Annotated in this window: 18 protein-coding genes and 1 pseudogene; 6 read left to right on the forward strand and 13 right to left on the reverse strand. The window is 70.5% G+C overall.

Annotated features, from left to right (window positions below):
• Position 1 precedes the first annotated feature (1 nt).
• Positions 2-472, reverse strand: a complete 471-nt coding sequence (locus ACIRD8_RS27845) for a hypothetical protein (protein WP_403997167.1) — start codon at positions 470-472, stop codon at positions 2-4.
• A gap of 56 nt (positions 473-528) precedes the next feature.
• Positions 529-1,176 (reverse strand): HD domain-containing protein, encoded by a 648-nt coding sequence (locus ACIRD8_RS27850; protein WP_403997170.1) that lies wholly within the window; start codon positions 1,174-1,176, stop codon positions 529-531.
• A gap of 326 nt (positions 1,177-1,502) precedes the next feature.
• Between ACIRD8_RS27850 and ACIRD8_RS27855 the strand changes: the two genes are divergently transcribed.
• From ACIRD8_RS27855 to ACIRD8_RS27865, 3 genes are all read left to right on the forward strand, one after another.
• A complete protein-coding gene (locus ACIRD8_RS27855) occupies positions 1,503-2,636 on the forward strand; it encodes a S1 family peptidase (protein WP_403997591.1) in 1,134 nt (377 codons plus the stop codon).
• A 529-nt stretch (positions 2,637-3,165) separates the two neighbouring features.
• On the forward strand, positions 3,166-4,299 hold the full coding sequence (locus tag ACIRD8_RS27860) for a DUF1996 domain-containing protein (RefSeq protein WP_403997173.1): 1,134 nt from the start codon (positions 3,166-3,168) through the stop codon (positions 4,297-4,299).
• 90 nt (positions 4,300-4,389) lie between these two features.
• Positions 4,390-6,156, forward strand: coding sequence for a discoidin domain-containing protein (locus tag ACIRD8_RS27865; protein WP_403997176.1), 1,767 nt, complete (start codon positions 4,390-4,392; stop codon positions 6,154-6,156).
• 144 nt (positions 6,157-6,300) lie between these two features.
• Here the strand turns inward: ACIRD8_RS27865 and ACIRD8_RS27870 are convergent, their stop codons facing one another.
• The 5 genes from ACIRD8_RS27870 to ACIRD8_RS27890 all read right to left on the reverse strand — a co-directional run bounded on the left by ACIRD8_RS27870 (position 6,301) and on the right by ACIRD8_RS27890 (position 11,385).
• Positions 6,301-6,681, reverse strand: coding sequence for a hypothetical protein (locus ACIRD8_RS27870; protein ID WP_403997179.1), 381 nt, complete (start codon positions 6,679-6,681; stop codon positions 6,301-6,303).
• A 131-nt stretch (positions 6,682-6,812) separates the two neighbouring features.
• The gene (locus ACIRD8_RS27875) at positions 6,813-8,171 is read right to left on the reverse strand and encodes a GH1 family beta-glucosidase (RefSeq protein WP_403997594.1); all 1,359 of its coding nucleotides are present in this window, start codon (positions 8,169-8,171) and stop codon (positions 6,813-6,815) included.
• Positions 8,172-8,191: 20 nt separating this feature from the next.
• On the reverse strand, positions 8,192-9,031 hold the full coding sequence (locus ACIRD8_RS27880) for a carbohydrate ABC transporter permease (RefSeq protein WP_403997597.1): 840 nt from the start codon (positions 9,029-9,031) through the stop codon (positions 8,192-8,194).
• Between the two features lie 19 nt (positions 9,032-9,050).
• On the reverse strand, positions 9,051-10,061 hold the full coding sequence (locus ACIRD8_RS27885; RefSeq protein WP_403997182.1) for a carbohydrate ABC transporter permease: 1,011 nt from the start codon (positions 10,059-10,061) through the stop codon (positions 9,051-9,053).
• A gap of 10 nt (positions 10,062-10,071) precedes the next feature.
• On the reverse strand, positions 10,072-11,385 hold the full coding sequence (locus ACIRD8_RS27890) for an extracellular solute-binding protein (protein ID WP_403997185.1): 1,314 nt from the start codon (positions 11,383-11,385) through the stop codon (positions 10,072-10,074).
• A gap of 143 nt (positions 11,386-11,528) precedes the next feature.
• Here ACIRD8_RS27890 and ACIRD8_RS27895 point away from each other — a divergent pair, with 143 nt between their 5' ends.
• Both ACIRD8_RS27895 and ACIRD8_RS27900 read left to right on the forward strand, forming a co-directional pair.
• Complete coding sequence (locus ACIRD8_RS27895) at positions 11,529-12,860, forward strand: ROK family protein (RefSeq protein ID WP_403997188.1); 1,332 nt, start codon at positions 11,529-11,531, stop codon at positions 12,858-12,860.
• A gap of 129 nt (positions 12,861-12,989) precedes the next feature.
• Positions 12,990-13,236: pseudogene (locus ACIRD8_RS27900) on the forward strand (hypothetical protein).
• 41 nt (positions 13,237-13,277) lie between these two features.
• Here the strand turns inward: ACIRD8_RS27900 and ACIRD8_RS27905 are convergent.
• Positions 13,278-14,345, reverse strand: coding sequence for a LacI family DNA-binding transcriptional regulator (locus ACIRD8_RS27905; protein WP_403997190.1), 1,068 nt, complete (start codon positions 14,343-14,345; stop codon positions 13,278-13,280).
• A 211-nt stretch (positions 14,346-14,556) separates the two neighbouring features.
• Between ACIRD8_RS27905 and ACIRD8_RS27910 the strand changes: the two genes are divergently transcribed.
• Positions 14,557-15,834 (forward strand): transglycosylase family protein, encoded by a 1,278-nt coding sequence (locus ACIRD8_RS27910; RefSeq protein ID WP_403997193.1) that lies wholly within the window; start codon positions 14,557-14,559, stop codon positions 15,832-15,834.
• On the opposite strand, the gene ACIRD8_RS27915 is transcribed toward ACIRD8_RS27910, so the two are convergent.
• From ACIRD8_RS27915 to ACIRD8_RS27935, 5 genes are all read right to left on the reverse strand, one after another.
• A complete protein-coding gene (locus ACIRD8_RS27915; RefSeq protein ID WP_403997196.1) occupies positions 15,804-16,928 on the reverse strand; it encodes a DMT family transporter in 1,125 nt (374 codons plus the stop codon). The genes ACIRD8_RS27910 and ACIRD8_RS27915 overlap by 31 nt on opposite strands.
• 243 nt (positions 16,929-17,171) lie before the next feature.
• Positions 17,172-17,627: an ATP-binding protein gene (locus tag ACIRD8_RS27920; RefSeq protein ID WP_403997199.1), complete on the reverse strand. Its 456-nt coding sequence runs from the start codon at positions 17,625-17,627 to the stop codon at positions 17,172-17,174.
• 99 nt (positions 17,628-17,726) lie between these two features.
• Positions 17,727-18,170, reverse strand: coding sequence for a response regulator (locus tag ACIRD8_RS27925; RefSeq protein WP_099175766.1), 444 nt, complete (start codon positions 18,168-18,170; stop codon positions 17,727-17,729).
• Positions 18,167-19,792, reverse strand: coding sequence for a CHASE3 domain-containing protein (locus ACIRD8_RS27930; RefSeq protein WP_403997202.1), 1,626 nt, complete (start codon positions 19,790-19,792; stop codon positions 18,167-18,169). Before ACIRD8_RS27930 ends, ACIRD8_RS27925 begins: the two co-directional genes overlap by 4 nt.
• Complete coding sequence (locus ACIRD8_RS27935) at positions 19,789-21,048, reverse strand: PP2C family protein-serine/threonine phosphatase (protein WP_403997205.1); 1,260 nt, start codon at positions 21,046-21,048, stop codon at positions 19,789-19,791. Before ACIRD8_RS27935 ends, ACIRD8_RS27930 begins: the two co-directional genes overlap by 4 nt.

A 21,048-nucleotide genomic window follows, 5' to 3' on the forward strand; every position in this document is an offset into this window, starting at 1 on the left:
GTCAGCCCGCCCTGCGGTAGGTCAGAGCGAAGTCGGGCTCCCACTCCCCGCCGTCGAAGCGGACCTCCCAGCCGCCGGTGATGGTGGAGCCGTCCTCGCTGAACGTGCCCGTGAACCGCTGGCGGAACTCCAGGGGCGTGAAGTCGGGCGACTCACGCGTGAGCGTCCACACCCTGCCGTCGAAGTCCATCGCGTACAGACGGGCCACGCCCCGTGAATCGAAGTAGTGCTGGGTGTACGCCCCGGTCCCCGGGTCGGCACGGACGACCATCAGGCCGTCCGGCGCCTCGGGGACGGGAATCTCCGTACGCTGCACCAGGAACTGCCGGTCGAGGGCCCATTCGAACCAGGTGCGCGCCTTCGGCACCTCACCCGGCGGTGAGGGCCGGCCCTCGGGAAAACGCGGTTCCAGCGACCACTCGCCGACGAACACGTCCAGGCGTGCCAGCATCTCCTGCCGCTCCCCGGTCATGACGGTCCCTCCGTTCCGGCGCGGTCCGTGCGCCCCGGCCGTACCGGCGGCGGGGCTCACTCGGGCCACGGCGATTCGAGAATGGTGCGTACGAAGTCCCCGCGCTCGAAGCCGGGAACGTAGTGCTGGAGAACGTCGGCCTTGACGTTGCCGAACGTCGTCTCCGGCTTGGGCCGGATCCCCTCGGTGAACGCGGCGAGGATCCGGCGTTTGAAGTCCGGCCGTGGGTGGAGCGCGACGACCGCGGCCCGGTCGGCGTCGGAGATGTCGTCGTAACCGATGCCCAGGACGTCGTACTCCACACCTGCGGTCACCAGCGCCACCTCGGGCTCCATGAAGGCCGGGATGCCGGGAGTGGTGTGCAGGGCGATGGCCGTCCACACCCGCCGCACGCTGTCCTCGGGCACCCCGCGGGACTGGAGGAAGCGGCGCGCCTCGTCCGCGCTGTCCACCTCGAAGCGCCGGCCGCTGCCGTGGAAGCGCTCGCCGAGGCCCAGGTCGTGGAACATGGCGCCGATGTACAGCAGTTCCGGGTCGAAGGAGAGATCGCGCCGGCGCCCCTGGAGGGCACCGAAGAGGTAGACGCGGTGCGAGTGGTGGTAGACGAGTTCGCCGGTCGTGTCGCGCACGAGCTCGGTGGCCTCGGCCGCGAGCTTCGTATCCGGTACGTGTACGCCGGCTGCCGGGGACGGGCCGGTTGCCATGGTGTCACCGAGCTTCCTGTGCGACGGGTCGGGAAGGGCGCCTCCAGGATCGGCGCTCCGGGGCGTGGCACCGGGACCGACAGGCCGGGGATCCCCCGACTGATTCACCGTACGGGCGCGTGGACCGGTTGCTGATCGCACGCCTGATTCCATGGTTCCGCCGATGCTCCCGCCCGGTCCGTCATTGGCATGGACCTGCCCGTCGAACTGGACTACAGTCCGTAGCGGCACCTCTGAGAGCGCTCTCAGACGGCTCTCGGATGCTTCCTGTTCCACCCCCACGAAGCTGGAACAACAGAAGGGGCACTCCCTTGAGACATACGACGATGGTGCGGACCGGTCTCTCCGCACTGCTCATCATCGGCACCTGGGCGACCGCCGGCCTGACCCAGGCCTCCGCCGCCGACACCCGTTCCTCCTCCGAACCCCAGGCATCGGCCGGCATCCTCACGGCCATGCAGCGCGACCTCGGGCTGACGAAGAGCCAGGCGGAAGCCCGGCTCACCGCCGAGAAGGCGGCGACGGCCGTCGAGGGCCCGGCGCGGAGCGCGGCCGGGACGTCGTTCGGCGGCTCCTGGTACGACGCGGACAGCGGGCGCCTCACGGTCGCCGTCACGGACAGCGCCAAGGCCGGAGCCGTCCGGGCCGCTGGGGCGGACGTCCAGGTCGTCGACCACACGGCGCGCGAGCTCGACGCCGTGAAGAGCAGGCTGGACGCACTGTCCGCACCCAGCGGCGTCAGCAGCTGGCACGTCGACCCCGCGACCAGCAGCGTCGTGGTGAACGTCGTCGCCTCCGAGCAGGGTGACAACGATGTCCGCGCCTTCGTCGCGAAGGCCCGGAAGGCGGGTCCCGTCACGGTGAAGCAGACCGCCGAGGCCCCGCAGACCTTCGCCGCCGGAACCGTCGGCGGCGACCCGTACTACACCGGCAACGTGCGCTGCTCCATAGGCTTCTCGGTGCACGGCGGCTTCGTCACGGCCGGTCACTGCGGCCAGGCGGGCGGAGCGGTCAGGGGCTGGGACGGCTCGGACATCGGCTCCTTCCAGGGCTCGTCCTTCCCCGACAACGACTACGCCTGGGTGAGTGTGGGCAACGGCTGGTGGACCGTCCCCGTGGTCCTCGGCTGGGGCACTGTCTCCGACCAGCTGGTCCGCGGCTCCAACGAGGCCCCGATCGGTGCGTCGATCTGCCGTTCCGGCTCCACCACCCACTGGCACTGCGGCAACGTCCTCGCCAAGAACGAGACCGTCAACTACAGCCAGGGCGCCGTCCACCAGATGACCAAGACCAGCGTCTGCGCCGAAGGGGGCGACTCCGGCGGCTCGTTCATCAGCGGCGACCAGGCGCAGGGCGTCACCTCGGGTGGCTGGGGCAACTGCAGCAGCGGCGGTGAGACCTGGCACCAGCCCATCAACGAGATCCTCAACCGTTACGGGCTGACCCTCCACACGGCCTGACGCACGACTCCGCCGGGCCTCGCAGGCCCGGCGGTACGTGACCGGTCTGCTGCGGCAGCAGGGTGGCCCCCTGCCGCAGTAGACCTCGGCCGTACCCGGCCCGTGCCCCGGCCCGTGGCCGTGCGCACGGGCTCGACGGCTCCTCCTGCTCCGCACGGACTCCGGCGGCTCATCCGTTACGAGCCTTTCCTTCCGGGTCGATTGCCAGGCGCTCCCCGGCCGGGGTGACCGGACCTCCGGCATGCGCCCACCGCCCCCGCTCCGGCCGCGCCCCCGTGATGTCGCCCGGGGGCGCGTCCGCCTCGCGCGTCCGCGCGCCACGGCCCGCGCCGCGCCCGCAGCCCGGTGTCCAACGTCCTTTGTGCTGCGCACCGTTCACCAACTCTTGACATGTTCTCAGCCGCGGCGTAACACTGGCACCGCCCTGGGAGAGCGCTCTCCCAAGGTTCCGTACGACGCACCATCCAGCTCAACTCTCCCCCCACCGCGCACCCGATGTGCGCGGACGCAGAGCGGCATGGAGGTCCGCATGGCCGAAAGAATCAGCAGAACCACCCTGGTGTCCGCCCTCGTCGTCGCCACCGCACTGGCCCTGGTCGTCATGGGGTTCACGGCGATCACCCGCGCCGGCACCCCGGAGGCCGGGGCGGTCCAGAAGGCCGCCGGCGAACCGGCCGCGGCGTCACACATCATGCAGGGGACGCAGCACACGCAAGGTCACGCGATGGCGGCGGCCGACCCCGTCCCGTCGGGCGACGACCCCGACGGCGACGGGTACATTCCCGCGAACCCGCCGGTCACCGGGGTGGAGCCGTCCACGGAGATCCCGCCCCACCGGTACTTCCACGAGTTCCAGGCGAACTGCTCGGTCAACCACACCGGTTCGGTCGACCCGATCGTCTACCCGGGGCAGACCGGCAAGTCCCACAACCACACGTTCATGGGCAACGACACCACGGACGAGAACAGCACCACCGCCTCGCTCGGTGAGGGCGGTACGGCGTGCAAGGCGCCGGGTGACCTGTCCGCGTACTGGATGCCGACCCTCTACAACGGGGACCAGGAGGTGCGCCCGGTCGGTCCGCAGACCATCTACTACAAGGCGGGTGTCACCGACTACCGGACCGTACGGCCGTTCCCCAAGGGGCTGCGCTTCGTCGTCGGCAGCCCGATGCAGACGGCCGAGGAGTTCCGGAACCACCCCGGGATGGTCGAGGGGTACGAGTGCGGCGAGAGCTACCACAACTACGAGTTCCCGGCCACGTGCCCGACCAGCCAGGACACGCAGCTCAACCTGCGTATGCAGGCCCCCAGTTGCTGGGACGGTCAGCACCTGGACACCCCCGACCACCAGGCCCACATGGCCTATCCGGTCGTGACGGGCGCCAATCAGGACGTCTGCCCGGCCAGTCACCCCGTCGCCCTGCCGATGATCGAGTTCAAGATGGCGTGGCCGGTCAACGGTGACATGTCGCAGGTGAGGCTGGCCAGCGGCACGGGCCACTCCTTCCACTACGACTTCTTCAACGCCTGGGACGACGCGACCCTGGACGCCCTGGTCGGTCACTGCATCGTCGGCGGCCTGCAGTGCGACGCCAGGGGCTACGACGAGACCAACCCCGGTGAGGGGGCCGCCCTGGACGAGAACTACGAACTGCCCTGACCGCACCGGCTCTCCCTCATGGGTGCAGTGCGCCCATGAGGGAGAGCGCTCTCCCACTACCCGTTTCCCCCCACAAGGAGCTGTCTCCCCATGAAATTGTCACGTCCCACCCCCACGGCCCGCGGCCGCAGACGTACGACGGCTCGTCTCGCCGTCGCCGCCCTGGTCGCCGCGGGAGCGGCCACCCTGCCCGTGCCCGCCGCGCAGGCGGCCGGCAGCGTGGTGAAGGTCGAGGGATCGCAGGGCGCCTGGAAGCTGACCGTGGACGGTTCGCCGTACACCGTGAAGGGCCTGACCTGGGGCCCGGCCGTCGCGGACGCCGGGCAGTACATGCCGGACGTCAAGTCGATGGGCGTCAACACCATCCGGACCTGGGGCACCGACGCCACGACCGAACCGCTCCTGGACAGCGCGGCCGACAACGGCATCAAGGTCGTCGCCGGCTTCTGGCTCCAGCCGGGCGGCGGTCCCGGCAGCGGTGGGTGCGTCAACTACCTGACGGACACCGGCTACAAGAACGACATGCTCGCCGAGTTCCCCAAGTGGGTGGAGACCTACAAGGATCACCCGGGCGTCCTCATGTGGAACGTGGGCAACGAGTCCGTGCTCGGTCTGCAGAACTGTTACAGCGGCGACGCCCTCGAACAACAGCGCGACGCCTACACGACGTTCGTCAACGACATCACCAAGAAGATCCACGCGGTCGACCCCAACCACCCGGTCACCTCGACCGACGCGTGGACCGGGGCATGGCCGTACTACAAGAAGAACGCCCCGGACCTCGACCTGTACGCGGTGAACTCCTACGGAGCCGTCTGCGACATCCGCAAGACCTGGGAGGAGGGTGGCTTCGACAAGCCCTACATCGTGACGGAGGGCGGCCCCGCGGGCGAGTGGGAGGTGCCCGACGACGCCAACGGCGTACCGGACGAGCCCACGGACGTGGCCAAGGCGGAGGGCTACGGCAAGGCGTGGCAGTGCATCACGGACCACTCCGGAGTGGCGCTGGGTGCGACGCTGTTCCACTACGGCACCGAGTACGACTTCGGCGGGGTCTGGTTCAACCTGCTTCCGGCGGGCCAGAAGCGGCTCTCGTACTACGCCGTGAAGAAGGCGTACGGAGCGGACACCTCGGGCGACAACACGCCGCCCGTGATCACCGGCATGACGGTGGACAACTCCTCGGCCGTCCAGGCCGGCAAGCCGTTCACGGTCAAGGCCTCGATCTCCGACCCCGACGGTGACACGCTCACCCACCAGGTGCTGCTCGGCAGCAAGTACGTGGACGACAGCGGACAGCTCAACGACGCGCAGTTCACGGACAAGGGCAACGGCACCTTCGAGGTCACCGCTCCCGATCGGCTCGGTGTCTGGAAGGTCTACATCAAGAGCTCGGACGGCAAGGGCAACGTCGGCATCGAGACGAAGTCCTTCAAGGTCGTCCCGCCCGAGGTCGGCGGCACGAACCTGGCGGCGGGCAAGCCGGCGACCGCGTCCACCTTCCAGCCGGACAGCACCGGCTGCCCCTGCCCCGCGGGCAACGCGGTCGACGGGTCCTACGACACCCGCTGGGCCAGCGACTGGGCCGACCAGCAGTGGATCCAGGTCGACCTCGGGGCGAAGACCGCGTTCGACCACGTGCAGCTCGCGTGGGAGGCCGCGTACGCCAAGGGGTACACCCTGCAGACCTCGGACGACGGGGAGAACTGGACCACCGTCCACACCGTCACCGAGGGCAACGGCGGCATCGACGCCATCGACGTCACGGGTGAGGCGCGCTACGTACGGGTGAACACCACTGTGCGCGGCACCCCGTGGGGCTACTCGCTCTACGAGTTCGGCGTCTACCGGAGCTGACCGCCCGCAGAACCAGTCGCACCGTCCCACTCCCCGCCGTCGGTGCGGCCGGACAGTCCGCGGCGGGCCACGGAATCCCGTGGCCCGCCGCGGACCCGTTCCCGGAGGCTGCCCCCGGAGAGGCTCCTCCTTCCCGGAGGCAGCCTAGAGCGGCTCCTCCGGCCCCTCGTCACCCGTGCTCAGCTCCTCGGCCCGCAGGGCCAGATCCTGGAGCACATCGGCCGAGGTCACGTCCTCCTGTCCGGAGTCGTGGATCTGGGCGAGCGCGATGAAGGCAAGGGTGAATGCTCCGACCAGTTGTTCGACGGCACCGCCGACCTCGCGCCCCACCAGAGCGGCCATCTCCTCGACGGTCGCGTCGGAGGGGATGGCGATGTGCGGCATCGTCTCGTTGAGAAGGGTCGTCACCATGCTCTCGCCCGCGTCCGGGTCGACGCCTCCGGTGTCCCCCTCGGCATGGCGCTGTATCTCGCCCGCCTCCGTGAGGATGCCGATCACTCGCTTGAGGACTTCGCTCTGCTCCATACGGCGAGCATAAGCGCCGGACCTCCCACGTCCGATCGCCCTCCAGGGGTGTCCCGAACGGCAGACACCCCCGGACACCGGCAGGTGGGGCTGCCGGGCCGGGGGTTCGGGCCGTCGCCCGGGGAAGGGGCTCAGGCCGCCGTGCGGGGCCTGCCGCCCGAGAACGTGCGGATCAGCTCCGCGTAGCGCCGTCCACTGGTCTTGACGGTGCGGCGCTGGGTCTCGTAGTCGACGTGGACGAGGCCGAAGCGCTTGTCGTAGCCGTACGCCCATTCGAAGTTGTCCAGGAGCGACCAGGCGAAGTAGCCGGCCAGCGGCACACCCTTGCTCACGGCCCGGACGCAGGCGGCCAGGTGCTCCTCCAGGTACTGCGTGCGTTCCGGATCGTGCACCGAGCCGTCGGGCCGTACGACGTCCCGGTAGGCCGAGCCGTTCTCGGTGACATGGATCCGCCGGGCGCCGTACTCCTCGGTGAGGCGCAGCAGCAGATGCTCCAGGCCCTCGGAGTGGACCTCCCAGTCCATGGAGGTCTGCCGGGCACCCGCCCGTTGTACCTGCCGGGCGTGGGGGACCGGTCCGCCCGGGTCGGCGGTGACGATCTGGCGGAAGTAGTAGTTCAGCCCGAGCCAGTCCAGCGGCGTGGCGATGGTCTCCAGGTCGCCCGGGCGCAGGGGCAGTTCGACGCCGTAGAGGTCGAGCATGTCCTGCGGGTAGCCACGGCCGTGGATGGGGTCCAGCCACCACCGGTTGATGTGGCCGTCGGCCCGTACGGCGGCGGCGAGGTCGGCCGGGCTGTCGGTCGCCGGCTCGATCGGGCTGAGGTTGTTCACGATGCCGACGCGGGCGTCCGGGGACAGCGCGCGGATCGCCCGCACGGCCAGACCGTGCCCCAGGTGGAGGTGGTAGGAGGCACGGACGGCGGCCGTCAGATCGGTCAGGCCAGGTGCCATCCTCCCTTCCAGATGGCCGATCCAGGCCGAGCAGAGCGGCTCGTTGAGCGTCGCCCAGTCCTTCACCCGGTCGCCGAGGCGTTCGACGACGACGGAGGCGTACGCCGCGAAGTGCTCGGCGGTCCCGCGGACGGTCCAGCCGCCCCGGTCCTGGAGCACCTGCGGCAGGTCCCAGTGGTAGAGCGTGGCGAACGGGGTGATCCCGGCCTCCAGGAGCCCGTCCACCAGCCGGTCGTAGAAGTCGAGACCGGCCTTGTTCACCGGTCCGTCGCCGCCGGGCACGACCCGGGGCCAGGCCACCGAGAAACGGTAGGCGCCGGCCCCGAGCTGCTTGATCAGACCGATGTCCTCGGGGACCCGGTGGTAGTGGTCGCAGGCCACGTCACCGGTGTCACCGTTGTCGACGGCGCCCGGGGTGTGGGAGAAGGTGTCCCAGATCGAGGGGGAGCGGCCGTCCTCGGCCACGGCACCTTCGATCTGGTACGCGGCCGTCGCGACCCCCCAGGTGAAGTCGTCCGGGAGAACACTGAGGTCGTTCACCGACTGCCTTTCGGTAGGGGTCACTTGACGGCCCCCGCGGTGAGCCCGGCGACGAGGTAGCGCTGCAGCAGCAGGAACCCCACGACGACGGGCACGCTCACGACGAGCGAGGCGGCCATGACCTGGTTCCAGTACACGTCGTTCAGCGTCGAGTAGCCCTGCAGGCCCACCGCGAGGGTGCGGGTGGCGTCGTTGGTCATCACGGACGCGAACAGCACCTCGCCCCACGCCGTCATGAACGCGTACACGGAGACGGCGACGATCCCCGGCACGGCGGCCGGCACGACCACCCGGAAGAGGGCGCGGATCGGGCCGCAGCCGTCGACCATGGCGGCCTCGTCCAGGTCCCTCGGGATGGAGTCGAAGTAGCCGATCAGCATCCAGATGGAGAAGGGCAGCGAGAACGTCAGGTACGTGAGGATCAGCCCGCCCCGCGAGCCGTAGAGAGCGAGTCCGGTGCTGTTCCCGATGTTGACGAAGATCAGGAACAGCGGGAGGAGGAACAGGATCCCCGGGAACATCTGTGTGGAGAGCACCGTGACGGTGAAGACTCGCTTGCCGCGGAAGCTGTAGCGGCTCACGGCATAGGCCGAGAACACCGCGATGACCACCGAGAGGACCGTCGCGGAACCCGCCACGATCAGCGAGTTCACGAAGTACCTGGCGAGCGGGACGGTCTCCCAGATGTCGAAGTACGGCTGCACGGTCAGCCCGTGCGGGATCCACTGGAACTTCCCCGACACCTCCTGGAGCGGCTTCAGTGAACTGCTGATCATCACGTAGACCGGCAGCAGGACGAAGCCCGCGAGCAGGGTCAGGACGACGCGGCGGGTCCAGAGGAAGGACTGCGGCGCGGCCATGGGGGACCGGGCGGCGCGGCTAGGCACGGGAACCCTTCCTTCCGCGTGAGGTGAAGAACAGGTAGACGGCCGTCACGATCAGGAGGAAGAGCAGCAGCAGCACGGACATCGCCGAGCCGGTGCCGAAGTTCCAGGTGACGAACGACGACTGGTAGATGTGGATCGAGATGAGGTCGGCACTCGCCGGAGCCGACTTCCCGAACAGGACGTACGGCGTGTTGAAGTCGTTGAACGTCCACAGGAACAGCACGAGCACCAGCACCTGGTTGACGGGGCGCAGCGACGGCAGCGTGATCTTGCGGATCTGCTGCCAGATGCCGGCACCGTCGATCGCGGCGGCCTCATACAGCTCGCGCGGGATGTTCTGCAGCGCGGCCATCAGCATGAGGAAGGCGAAGGGCCAGCCCTTCCAGACCGAGACGATGATCAGCGCGTAGATGCTGTTGTCGCCGATCAGCCAGAAGGACGGCTGGTCGGTCAGCCCCAGCTGGTCGTGGAGGACGTGGTTCACCAGCCCGTTGTCCCGCTGGAACATGAACGCCCAGGTGATGACCGCCGCGTAGACCGGCAGGGCGTACGGGACGAGGAAGATGGTCCGCAGGACGCCGCGGCCCCGGAAGTTCTCCTGGAGCATGATCGCCGCGGCGACCCCGAGCAGCCAGGCGAGACCGACGGCGAAGAACGTGAAGACACAGGTGACGAGGAAGGAGTGGAGGAGGGCCTCACCGATCGGCGCGTCGAAGTCGACGGCGAGCCTGTAGTTGTCCAGGCCGCTCCAGGGCGCGGCGCTCCAGTTGTTGATGAAGAACTGGGTGAGCTGACGGAAGCTCATCACGATCCCGACGATCATCGGGATCAGATGGATGAGGAGTTCGAGGAGGACGGCGGGGAGGAGCAGGAGGTAGGGGAGTCCGCCTTGGCGGATCCGGTCGGGGATGCGCGGCATCCTGCGGCGCGCACCCCCGCTGCCCCGGCTCGTACCCCTGGCCGACGTGGCGGGCCCGGGGTCGGTGGTCACGGTGGCGGTCATGGAGAGAGCCTCACTGCTGCATCGTCTGCTGGGCCTTTTCGAGGCGCGCCTTGACTGTTTCGGTGGTGACGGGCTTGCCGGCCGCGGCGTCCGCGAACAGCTCCTTGACCGCGGTGCCCACGGCCGTCTCGAACTGGGACTCGTTCGGCACCTGCGGGAGCGGGGCGGCGCTGGTGGCGAGGGTGTCGCGCAGGACCTTCAGCTCGGGCGCGGCGAACGCGGGATCCGACTGGGCGGCCTTGACGGGCGGGATCGACCCGTAGGTCTTGCAGAGGATCTTCTGCTCCTCGTCGCTCGTCATGAACTTGACGAACTTCTTCGCACCGTCGATGTTCTTGGTGTTCTTGAAGACCGCCATGTTGATGCCGGCCACCATGGAGTTGGTCTGCTTGCCCGCGCCCGGCGCACCGGCCGGCACGGGGACGGGAGCCACGCCCCAGTCCTCGGGCTTCATGCCCTGCGAGGCGAAGGTAGTGGCGGCGGCCTGCCACAGGACCATGGCGGTCCGGCCCTTGGCGAAGTCCGTCAGCGACTGGTTCTGGGCGTACTCCGCGTTGCCCGGGGCGATGATCTTGTCCTTGGCCATGAAGTCGACGTACTGCTTCACGGCGTCGACGGCGCCGTCGGAGGTGAAGTCCGCCTTGCCGTCCTTGTCGAAGAAGTCCGCGCCGTGCTGCTGTCCCAGGACGAACGTCTGGTGGATGTTGTTGGAGAGGTTGGACCCCTCGGCGCCGAGGGCCCACTTGCCGTCCTTGGACAGCTTCTTGCCGTCCTCGACGAGCTGGTCCCAGGTGGCGGGCGGCGTGGTGATGCCCGCGTCGGCGAACATCTTCTTGTTGTAGTAGAGGGCGTACGACAGCGAGTAGAGCGGCACCGCGGCGGGCGGCTCGCCCTCCTTGCCGGCCGAGGCGACCGCCGAGTCGATGAAGCGGTCCCGGCCGCCGATCGCCTCGAAGTTCTTGTCGTCCCAGGGGAGCAGCGCCCCGGTGGCCTGGAGCGACGCCGACCAGGTGTTGCCGATGTTCAGCACGTCCGGGCCCTGACCCGACGTGGTGGCGGCGAGGATCCGGTTCAGCAGGTCGGCCCAGGGGACGACCTCCAGCTTCACCTTGATCCCGGTCTCCTTCTCGAACTTCTTCAGCTCGGGAGTGAGGATCTTCTTGTCGGCCTCGACGCTCGGCCCCTGGTTGGACGCCCAGTACGTCAGGGTCTTGGGTGACTCGTTGCTGCCGTCGGCCGACGACGTCCCGCCTCCGCAGCCGGTGACTCCGGCGGCGACGGATATGGCGAGGGTGACGGCTGCTGCGGCTCTGAGGTGACGCATGAAAGGTGGCCCCTTTCCGGGGAGGGCGCGGTTCGGGATCCGAACGACCCTTCCGCTCTTAATTTAAGATGTGATTTAAGAGCTGAAGAAAGTGCGCGTCAAGAGCCCGGACCGGGGTATGTTGCCGGGGCGAAGGGAGCAACATGGCTGAGCGCAGCAGACGGACGGTGCGTGACCTGCGAAGGGGCAACCGGGCGCGGGTATTGCAACGGTTGTATCTCGACGGCCCGCTGAGCCGTCAGGAGCTGGGACCCGCGACCGGGCTGAGTTCGGGTTCCATCAGCAACGTGGTCGCCGAGCTGGCCTCCGAAGGGCTCCTGGAGGAGGCGGGCGTCGTCGACTCCGACGGCGGGCGCCCCCGCACCCTGCTGCGGACCGCACCGGGCGGTGGCCTGTTCGTGGGCATCGACATCGGCGAGACCCGGGTGCGCATCGAGCTGTTCGATCTCTCGCTGACGGAACTCGCCCGCACCGACCGCCTGCTGGCCCAGCACGGATACGACGTCGAGCGCATCGTCAGCCATGTCCGCTCGGGCGTGTCCGACGTCCTGCGGGACGCGGGCGCCGACCCCCGCATGCTGCTCGGCATCGGCATCGGGGTGCCCGGGATCATCGAACGCGACGCCCCGGAGCCGGCGGGCGGCCCGGGCGCGGTCGTGCACGGCCAGACCATCGGATGGAGCGCCGTGCCCTTCGAGCGGCTGCTCCGCGAGGCGGTGGACGTACCGCCGGAGGTGCCGTTCTTCATCGACAACGGCGCGAAGACGCTGGGTCAGGCCGAGATGTGGTTCGGCGGCGGCCGCGGCGCCGGTGCCGCGGCCGTGGCGCTGATCGGCTCGGGGGTGGGCGCGAGCGTCAACAGGGGGGACATCCTCGACGAGGACCTCTCGAACGCCGCCCTGGAGTGGGGGCACACCACGGTGCAGCTGCGGGGCCGCCGGTGCCGTTGCGGCTCCATAGGCTGCCTGGAGGCATACGCGGGTGCGGAGGCCATGCGGGAGCGCTGGCAGGAGGCCGGCGGTCCGCTGCCCCCGGACGCCGACGACGAGACCGCTCTCGCCGCGCTGCTCGCGGCCGCCTACCCGGGGCCCGGCGGACCTGCCCCGGACCCGGTGGCCGTCTCGATCCTGGACGAGACGGCGGAGTGCCTGGGCGCGGCCCTGGCCGACCTGGTCAACCTCTTCCTGCCCGAACGCATCCTGCTCGGCGGCTGGGCGGGCCTCCTGATCGGCCCCCACCTCCTCCCACAGATCCGCCGTTACGCCCAGGAGTACGCCCTCGAACACGCGGTCGCCCGCACCACGATCGACCTGGGCCACCTGGGCCCGGACGCGGTCACGGTGGGCGCCGCGACCCTGCCCCTGTCCGACTTCCTGGCCCGCGGCGGCACCCGCCCCGTGCCACAGCCCCTCCGGGGCACCACCCCGGCCCCGGACCGGGCGGTGCAGGGACGCGGCAGGACCGTGGCGGGCTGAGCGCGGCAGGGCCGGCCGAGCCCCTGCGACCTGTCCTGGTGGACGTGTCCTGATCGAAGTGGCATCCCCGAGCGAGAGGTGGGCGTGGTGAAGGAACTGGATTCCGCGGTCCTCCTGGTCACCGGTGTGATGGCGGCGGGGAAGTCCACCGTGGCCGATCTGCTCGCCGGGCGACTGCCTCGGGCGGCTCATGTGCGTGGCGACGTCTTCCGGCGGATGGTGGTCTCCGGACGGGACGGTCGAGGCGCTTGACCGGTCCTTGCGTGGTGGGACTCCGCCCCTCGGGCTCTGGCCGGACACCTCGGAGCAGACGCCGGCGCAGACCGTCGCGGCCATTCTGGAAAACCTCCCGACCGCTCGCGTCGAGCAGGGCTGACTCCTGCCGAGCCGGGCCGGCTCCCGTCAGCGGGACAGCCCTCAGGCGGAATCCCTGACGACCAGCACCGGCTCGAAGATCACCGACGTCGCCGGCCTCTCCGGTGCTGCCAGTCTGTCCAGCAGCAGACCGGCCATCTCCGCCGCCATGTCCTCCACCGGCTGCCGCACCGTCGTGAGCGGCGGACGGCAGGCCGAGGCGGCACCGCTGTCGTCGAAACCGACCACCGCGACGTCCTCGGGCACCCGCCTGCCGTGCTCCCGCAGCACATGGCACGCCCCCGTAGCCATCAGGTCGTTCCCGGCGAAAACCCCGTCCAGGCCCGGGTGTTCGGCCAGCAGCCGTTCCATCGCGGCCTCACCGCTCTCCTGCGTGAACAGCCCCTCGGCCACCGGGGCGCCGGCATGGCCGTGCCGCGCCATCGTGTCCCGGAACCCCGCGAGCCTCTCCTGCGCCGCCGGTATGTCCAGCGGCCCGCTGATGGTGGCGATCCGGCGGCAGCCCCGCGCCAGCAGATGCTCGGCGGCCAGCCGGGCGCCGTCCCGGTGGGCCAGATCGACGTAGCTGATCCTGGTCGGCCGGGCCGGGCGCGCGTACAGCACGGCGGGCAGTCCGGCCTCCGTGATGAGCCCCGGCAGCGGGTCCTGCGCGTGGGTCGACACGATGAGCGCCCCGTCGGCGCTGCCCTGGCGCAGATACGCCAGCACCTCGTCCCGGGCCCGCGAGGTCTCGGCGAACATCAGCACCGGGTGCATCCCGCGCGGCCGCAGATAGTTGACGACTCCTGTCACCACCCGGCCGAAGAACGGGTCGGCGAAGACCTGGGCGGTGAAGGCCCCCTCCTCGACGGCCCCGTCCTCGTCCGGCTCGACCCCCGCCCCCGACACCACCAGCGCGACGGCGTCCGTACGCCGGGTGACCAGGGAGCGGGCCGCGCGGTTGGGCGTGTAGCCGGTGACCGACACCGCCTGCCGTACGGCCTCCTGAATCACGGGGTCGACATTGCGCACCCCGTTGATGACCCGCGAGACCGTCGCGCGCGAGACGCCGGCCGCCCGCGCCACGTCCTCCAGGGTGGGCGCCGCGCCGGGTGATCGGGGATCCGTCATGAGGGCCTTTATAGCATCAGGAAGAGGGCGGGATAGAGCGCTCTCCCGAGGTTCTCGAAGAGGTCAGGCGGCAGACGTGGCCTCGGCACGGCGGGGTGGCGCGCCGGTGCGCGCGGGCTGCGGGAGTCAGCTGTTCCCTTGTCACCGTCCCCCGTATGCCCATAAGTTGGCCGCTTGCGACGTGTCCTACTGCCAGTGGGGGAGCCTGATCATGGCCGCGAACGGACGGCACCGCAGATATCAGCCCAGCCGGATCAACCGTGCCTCGCTCACGGTGACGGCGGGAGGCGCGGGGATCGCGCTCCCGCTGCTCACGGCGGCCTCGGCAGGGGCTGCCTCGACCGATGTGTGGGAGAAGGTCGCCGCCTGCGAGTCGACGGGCAACTGGCACATCAACACGGGCAACGGCTACTACGGGGGCCTGCAGTTCACCAGGTCGACCTGGGACGCCTACGGCGGCACCGCCTACGCGGCGCGGGCCGATCTGGCGACCAAGGACCAGCAGATAGCCGTCGCCGAGAAGGTCCTCGACGGGCAGGGCCCCGGAGCCTGGCCGACGTGTTCCGTGCGCGCCGGCCTGAAGCAGGGCGGCGACGCACCCGGCACCACCCCCCGGACCACAGCCACGAAGGCAGCGCAGGACAAGGCGGCCGCCGCCCGCCCGGCGAAGGGTACGGCCGCCACGACGGCCCGTGACGCGGTGGCGGCGAAGACCTCGCCGACGGCGGTGCCCGGGAAGCGTGAGTCGTACACCGTGGCACGCGGCGACTCCCTCTCCGGCATCGCGTCCGCAGAGCGGGTCCAGGGCGGCTGGCAGCGGCTGTACGCGGCCAACCGCAGCGTGGTGGGCGCCGACCCCGACCTCATCCTTCCCGGACAGCGGCTGACCCTCGACGTGGCCGGGACACCGCCGACGGCCCCGAAGCAGAAGGCCACCCCCAGGACCACGGCCCCGAAGGCAACGGAGAAGGCCACCGAGAAGGCTCCGGAGAAGGCCATCGAGAAGGCCGCGCCCAAGAAGACCGCTCCCGAGCAGACGGCGAAGCAGCCCGCGGCCCCGGCCGCCAAGAAGGCGTCCAAGCCGCGGTCCGCCCTCACCGCCCCCGTGTCCGCCCGCACCGGAACCCCGTACCACCAGGCCGGTTCATGGTCCAGCGGCTACCACACGGGCGTCGACTTCCCGGTGCCCACCGGGACCTCGGTGAAGGCCGTGGCGTCCGGGAAGGTGGTCTCGGCCGGCTGGGCGGGCGCGTACGGCTACGAGGTCGTCATCCGGCACGCCGACGGCAGATACAGCCAGTACGCCCACCTCTCCTCGCTCCATGTGCGCGAGGGCCAGCAGGTCGGCAGCGGCCAGCGGATCGCCCGCTCCGGATCCACCGGGAACAGCACCGGCCCGCACCTGCACTTCGAGATCCGCACCGGCCCCGGCTACGGGTCCGACGTCGACCCCCTCGCCTACCTCAGGGCAGGCGGCGTCAGCGTCTGAACAGCCCTGGCCCGGTCCTCTAAGTCACCCCGGCGAGCAGGCCGTCCGCCGCCGAACTCCACGCGCCCGCCGCCGTGGTCCAACGGCAGCGTCAGCGGGAGGGAGAGCGCCGTGGGCGCCGGAAACGGGTCCGGCAGCACCGCCGCCCCCTGGGGTTCCGCGGGCTTCGCCGGCTCGGGCAGCACCACCGTGCGAGGCGCGTCCCGGTCCCCGGCGTGCGCCTCAGGCGTATGCTCCCCGGACTCCGCCCGCTCCGCCGTACGCCGCTCCGCGCCCACACGCTCCGTGGTCAGCAGCACCAGACCGGCCGCCGCCAGCGCACCGCAGCCGAGGGCGAGCAGGGTGCCCGTCAGGCCGTAGCGGAACTGCTCCCCGAACATCGTGATGCCCACGGCGGCCGCCACGACCGGGTTGACCACGGTGACCGTCGCGAGGGGCGCCGTCAGCCCGGCACCCCGGTACGCCGCCTGGGAGAGCAGCAGCCCCGCGGCCGCCAGCACCGCGATCACCAGCAGGGTCGGCAGCCCGGACGTCACCGAGCCGGAGGTCCACTCCACGGCCACGGTCTTGGTGAACACCGAGGCCATGCCGAAGGCGACACCGGCGCCCGTGGCCAGCACCACGCTGCGCAGCATCGGCCGGTGCAGCCCCTTGGCGAGCACCAGGACGACCACCACGGCACCGGCGGTCGCGGACGCGAGCATCAGCTGCTCCGGCCCGGCCAGCGTGTGGGAGCCCGCGTTCCCCGTGAGAGCCAGCAGTCCCGCCAGGCCGACCGTGGCCATCAGGGCACCGCGCCAGGCCGTACGCCCCGCCCTGCGGCGGACGAAGAGCGCCGCCATGGGCAGCGCGAAGACGATCGTCAGCGCCCCGAGGGGCTGCACGAGACTGAGAGGCCCGTACGCCAGCGCCACGACGTGCAGCACCGCTCCCACGCCGTTGAGGGCCACAGCCACCCACCAGACGCCGTTGCGCAGCGGTGCGTACGGGCGGCTGTCACCGGCCGCGGCCACGCGCTCCTGGACGATCGCCCCGGCCGCGTAGGCGACCGCGGAGACCAGTGAGAGCAGCACGGAAAGCGCGAGGGAACTCATGTACACCACGATGTCCCGTCGAAGCCGCCGCGTCGTCGTCCCTGAGGCGGCGATTCGGCATACTGCTCCAGTAGTACGTCCATCACTCCAGGCTCCTCCTCCCGACGGTAGTCCTGCTCGGCCGAGGCCTCAGAAGTTCGCCGGGAGGGGTGACGCCCTGCTGCCGCTCCACCGCGCCGGGTATCCGTGGACGCGACGGAACGGCCGTCGTGCCCGGGCCGGTGGCCGCGGCACCACGGCCGTTCAGGTGCTGAGCATGAACTCCGCACGGATGCGCTTGCCGACGGGCACGCGCTCGGCCGTGAGCCGGTCGCAGAGCGCGACCACGATCTCCATGCCGTGACCGCCGAGGCGGGCCGGATCGGGGGAGTAGAGCACGGGGAGCGCCGTGCTGCTGTCGTACACCGTGACGCTGATGCGCCGCGCGTCGCCCTCGAGCTCCAGCAGATACGGACCGTGGCTGTAGCGGTCCGCATTGGTGACGAGCTCGCTGACCGCCAGCATCAGATCGCTGCGCGTGTGCTCACCCAGGACGGCGAGCCACTCCGCCACCAGCCGTGCCAGGAAACGGTCGGCGAGCGCGCGGGCCTGCGCGATGCATCCGGGCTCACCGTCGAACACCTCGGCGGTGAGCAGAACCTCCGTGGACGGGGACCCCTGGAAGGGATCGTCCGGCCGTGAGGTGGCCTGTTCGTTCATGTGCTCCAGCCAGGGGCGCCGCAGGGGAGGTCGTCGACCTCTTCTCGCCGTTCGTCTACCCGCGTCGAGAGATCCCACTCCGGGAGATCTCTGCAGATCTTACGCACGCGGAGGCAGCCGGACCACGCTCACGAAGAAGTCGTCGATCTGGCGCACCGCGCCGATGAACTGCTCCAGGTCGACCGGCTTGGTGACATAGGCGTTGGCGTGCAGCTTGTAGCTCCGCAGGATGTCCTCCTCGGCGGAGGACGTGGTGAGGACCACCACCGGGATCAGCGCCAGCTCCGGATCCGTCTTGATGCGCTCCAGCACCTGCCGGCCGTCGTACTTCGGCAGGTTCAGATCGAGAAGGACCAGATCAGGGCGCGGCGCGTCCGGGTACTCGCCCTGGCGGTAGAGGAAGTCCAGCGCCTCCTGCCCGTCGCGGACCACATGGAGGGTGTTGCGGATCTTGTTGTCCTCGAACGCCTCACGGGTCATCAGCTCGTCGCCGGGATCGTCCTCGACGAGCAGGACCTCGATGGGCTTGACGGCGTCGTTCACAGGGGGTCTCCCGACCGGGGGGTGAGCGCGGCGGGGGCCAGGAGCTCCGCCGTGGTGTGCGTGGGTGCCTCAGGGAGGACGGGCAGGGTGAAGTGGATCAGTGTGCCCTCGGCCGGCTCGGGGTCCAGCCAGATCCGGCCACCGTGGAACTCGATGATCTTGCGGCAGAGGGAGAGCCCGATCCCGGTCCCCTCGTACTCGTCGCGGGCGTGCAGGCGCTGGAAGATGACGAAGACCTTGTCCGCGAACTCCGGCGCGATCCCGATGCCGTTGTCGGCGACCGTCAGATGCCAGTCGTCGCCCTCCCGGACACACCCGACGGTGATCCGGCACGGCACGTCGCGCCGCCGGAACTTGACCGCGTTCCCGATCAGGTTCTGCCACACCATGGTGAGCGACGTCGAGTCGCCGAGCAGCTCCGGCAGCGTGTCCTCGCGTACGAGGACGGCTCCGGACTCCTCGACGGTCAGGGTGAGATTGGACAGGGCCCGGTCCAGCGCGGCCTCCAGGTCCACCGGTTTCCAGCTCTGCTGCACCCGGCCCACCCGGGAGAAGGTCAGCAGGTCGTTGATGAGCACCTGCATCCGCTTGGCGCCGTCGACCGCGAAGTCGATGTACTGCCGGCCGCGGTCGTCGAGCTCCGAGCCGTACCGCTTCTCCAGCAGCTGGCAGAAGGAGGCCACCTTCCGCAGCGGTTCCTGGAGGTCGTGCGAGGCCACGTAGGCGAACTGCTCCAGTTCGGAGTTGGAACGGCGCAGCTCCGAGGTTTGCTCGGCCAGCAGCGTCTCCCGCTCCTGGGACTCGGCCAGCTCGGCGGCCAGCCGCCGGCGCATGTCCTCGGCCGCCGCGGCCACCGCTCTGACGTCCGACGGGCCGCGGACCTCGATCCTGCTGGTGAAGGCGCCCTCCCGCACCCTGTTCGACGCCGCGGTCAGCGCGGCCAGAGGACGGCCCACCATGCGGTGCAGCAGCAGACTCAGCGACACGACGGCCAGCACGAAGCCGATCACCAGGGCGATCAGCACACGGTCGCGGGTGGTGCGCGCGTCGTTCAGCTCGGCGCGCGCCGTGTCACGTGCCTCGTCCAGGTGTCCCTGCTGGGCGGTGTACAGCGCGCGCAGCGCGTCGAACTCCGCCTTGCTCCGCACGATCGGGGCCGAGGACGCGCCGGCGGGGCCGCTCGCCCGCACCGTCGCGATCAGCGGCTCGGCCCGCACGGTCCGCCACTCCTCGGAGGCCTTCGCGAGCTGGTCCAGGTCCGCGGCGAACGGCTGCTCGTGCCCGGTCAGCGAGCGCACCCGGGCCAGCCGCTCCCGCTCGGCCCGCATGCCCTCCTCGTAGGGCTCCAGGAACGAGGGGTCACCGGTGAGCGCGTAACCGCGTACCCCGGTCTCCTGGTCGAGGAGCGCGTTCTGCAGCTGGAACGACGCCGAGCGGGCGGGCTGGATGCGGTCCACCAGTTCGGTGGTCCGGTCGGAGATGCGGGAGAGGACGACCCCGCCCACGACGAGGCAGCCGCAGACCACCAGCACGAAGCCGGCCAGGATCAGATGCACCCAGTTCTGCACCGACAGCCGGGCTATCGGTCCGGGCGGCGCGGCCGCCGGTTGCTCCGTACTCATGTGTTCGCCTTCCAGCCCAGGTGCAGTACGGCGACGTCGTCGGCCAGGCCGCCGTACGGAGAGGCGCTCTCGGTGGCCTCGGCGACCAGCGCGTCGACGAACGCCCTGCCTCCGAGTGCGACGTACTTGCCCGCCATGGCCAGCAGCCCGTCCTCGCCGAGCCGGGACTTGGGACCCGTACGCCCCTCGAACAGACCGTCGGTGAACAGGACGAGCTCGCTGTCGGGGAAGAGCTCCAGCTCCGTGGTCGTCCAGCGGCCGGCGCCGGGCAGCAGCCCGAGGGCCATGCCGGGGTCGGGCTCCACCCAGGAGACCTCCGTGCCGCGTCTCACCAGCAGCCCGGGATGTCCGGCCCGCGCGATGAGCACCCTGTCCCGGCCCGGCGGGAACACCAGTGAGGTGAGGGTGGCGAACACATGCGGATCGGACCGCTCGGCGACGAGTATCCCCTCCAGCAGGCCGATCTTCTCCAGCTGCGTGACGCCGGTCAGTACGGCGGTGCGCCAGGCGACCCGCAGACAGACCCCCAGGGCGGCCTCCGCGGCGCCGTGCCCCGACACATCGCCGATCACCGCGTGCACCGCGCCGTCGGCGGTCTGCACGACGTCGTAGAAGTCACCGCTCAGCAGCCCGTGGGCGCGCCCGGCCTCGTAACGCGCGGCGACCTGGAAGCTGTCGTCCAGCAGCAGCGGGATCGGCAGCAGGGCGCGCTCCAGGCGTGCGTTCTCCTGGGCGATCAGACGGCTGGTCCGCATGGCGGCCGCCGACCGCTCGGCGTGCTTGCGCTGGAGGGCGTAGCGGACCGCCCGGCCCAGCACCTCGGGATCGATCCGGCCCTTGACGAGGTAGTCCTGGGCGCCCTGCGCCACCGCGGACAGCCCCGTCGACGACTCGTCCAGGCCCGTGAGCACGATGACGGCCGCGTCAGGGGCGGACCCGACGAGTTGACGGACGGCGTCGAGGCCGTTCACGTCGGGCAGGTGCAGATCCAGCAGGACACAGACCGGTGTGCGGCACCCCAGCAGGAACCGCCGCGCCTCGGCCAGCGTCTTGCACCACGTGAGCGGGGCGGCCAGCTCGCTGTCGGTGAGCATCTCCTCGACCAGGAGCGCGTCCCCGGCGTCGTCCTCGACGAGGAGCAGGACCGCGTCGACGTCCCAGACGGACACGTCGGCACCGGTCAGCACCCGCTGCTGCTCCGGGACCACACCGGGCTGCTGTACACGCGCAGAGGTGCCCAACGACGAGTCGGCCAC

Source organism: Streptomyces sp. NPDC102451 (assembly GCF_044765485.1).
Lineage (GTDB): Bacteria > Actinomycetota > Actinomycetes > Streptomycetales > Streptomycetaceae > Streptomyces.

What these genes read in the sequence shown, in the direction of transcription:
- ACIRD8_RS27845 (WP_403997167.1), bottom strand. Translation starts at nt 472, where the DNA reads ATGACCGGGGAGCGGCAGGAGATGCTGGCACGCCTGGACGTGTTCGTC.
- ACIRD8_RS27850 (WP_403997170.1), bottom strand. Translation starts at nt 1,176, where the DNA reads ATGGCAACCGGCCCGTCCCCGGCAGCCGGCGTACACGTACCGGATACG.
- ACIRD8_RS27855 (WP_403997591.1), top strand. Translation starts at nt 1,503, where the DNA reads ATGGTGCGGACCGGTCTCTCCGCACTGCTCATCATCGGCACCTGGGCG.
- ACIRD8_RS27860 (WP_403997173.1), top strand. Translation starts at nt 3,166, where the DNA reads ATGGCCGAAAGAATCAGCAGAACCACCCTGGTGTCCGCCCTCGTCGTC.
- ACIRD8_RS27865 (WP_403997176.1), top strand. Translation starts at nt 4,390, where the DNA reads ATGAAATTGTCACGTCCCACCCCCACGGCCCGCGGCCGCAGACGTACG.
- ACIRD8_RS27870 (WP_403997179.1), bottom strand. Translation starts at nt 6,681, where the DNA reads ATGGAGCAGAGCGAAGTCCTCAAGCGAGTGATCGGCATCCTCACGGAG.
- ACIRD8_RS27880 (WP_403997597.1), bottom strand. Translation starts at nt 9,031, where the DNA reads ATGGCCGCGCCGCAGTCCTTCCTCTGGACCCGCCGCGTCGTCCTGACC.
- ACIRD8_RS27885 (WP_403997182.1), bottom strand. Translation starts at nt 10,061, where the DNA reads ATGACCGCCACCGTGACCACCGACCCCGGGCCCGCCACGTCGGCCAGG.
- ACIRD8_RS27890 (WP_403997185.1), bottom strand. Translation starts at nt 11,385, where the DNA reads ATGCGTCACCTCAGAGCCGCAGCAGCCGTCACCCTCGCCATATCCGTC.
- ACIRD8_RS27895 (WP_403997188.1), top strand. Translation starts at nt 11,529, where the DNA reads ATGGCTGAGCGCAGCAGACGGACGGTGCGTGACCTGCGAAGGGGCAAC.
- ACIRD8_RS27905 (WP_403997190.1), bottom strand. Translation starts at nt 14,345, where the DNA reads ATGACGGATCCCCGATCACCCGGCGCGGCGCCCACCCTGGAGGACGTG.
- ACIRD8_RS27910 (WP_403997193.1), top strand. Translation starts at nt 14,557, where the DNA reads ATGGCCGCGAACGGACGGCACCGCAGATATCAGCCCAGCCGGATCAAC.
- ACIRD8_RS27915 (WP_403997196.1), bottom strand. Translation starts at nt 16,928, where the DNA reads ATGAGTTCCCTCGCGCTTTCCGTGCTGCTCTCACTGGTCTCCGCGGTC.
- ACIRD8_RS27920 (WP_403997199.1), bottom strand. Translation starts at nt 17,627, where the DNA reads ATGAACGAACAGGCCACCTCACGGCCGGACGATCCCTTCCAGGGGTCC.
- ACIRD8_RS27930 (WP_403997202.1), bottom strand. Translation starts at nt 19,792, where the DNA reads ATGAGTACGGAGCAACCGGCGGCCGCGCCGCCCGGACCGATAGCCCGG.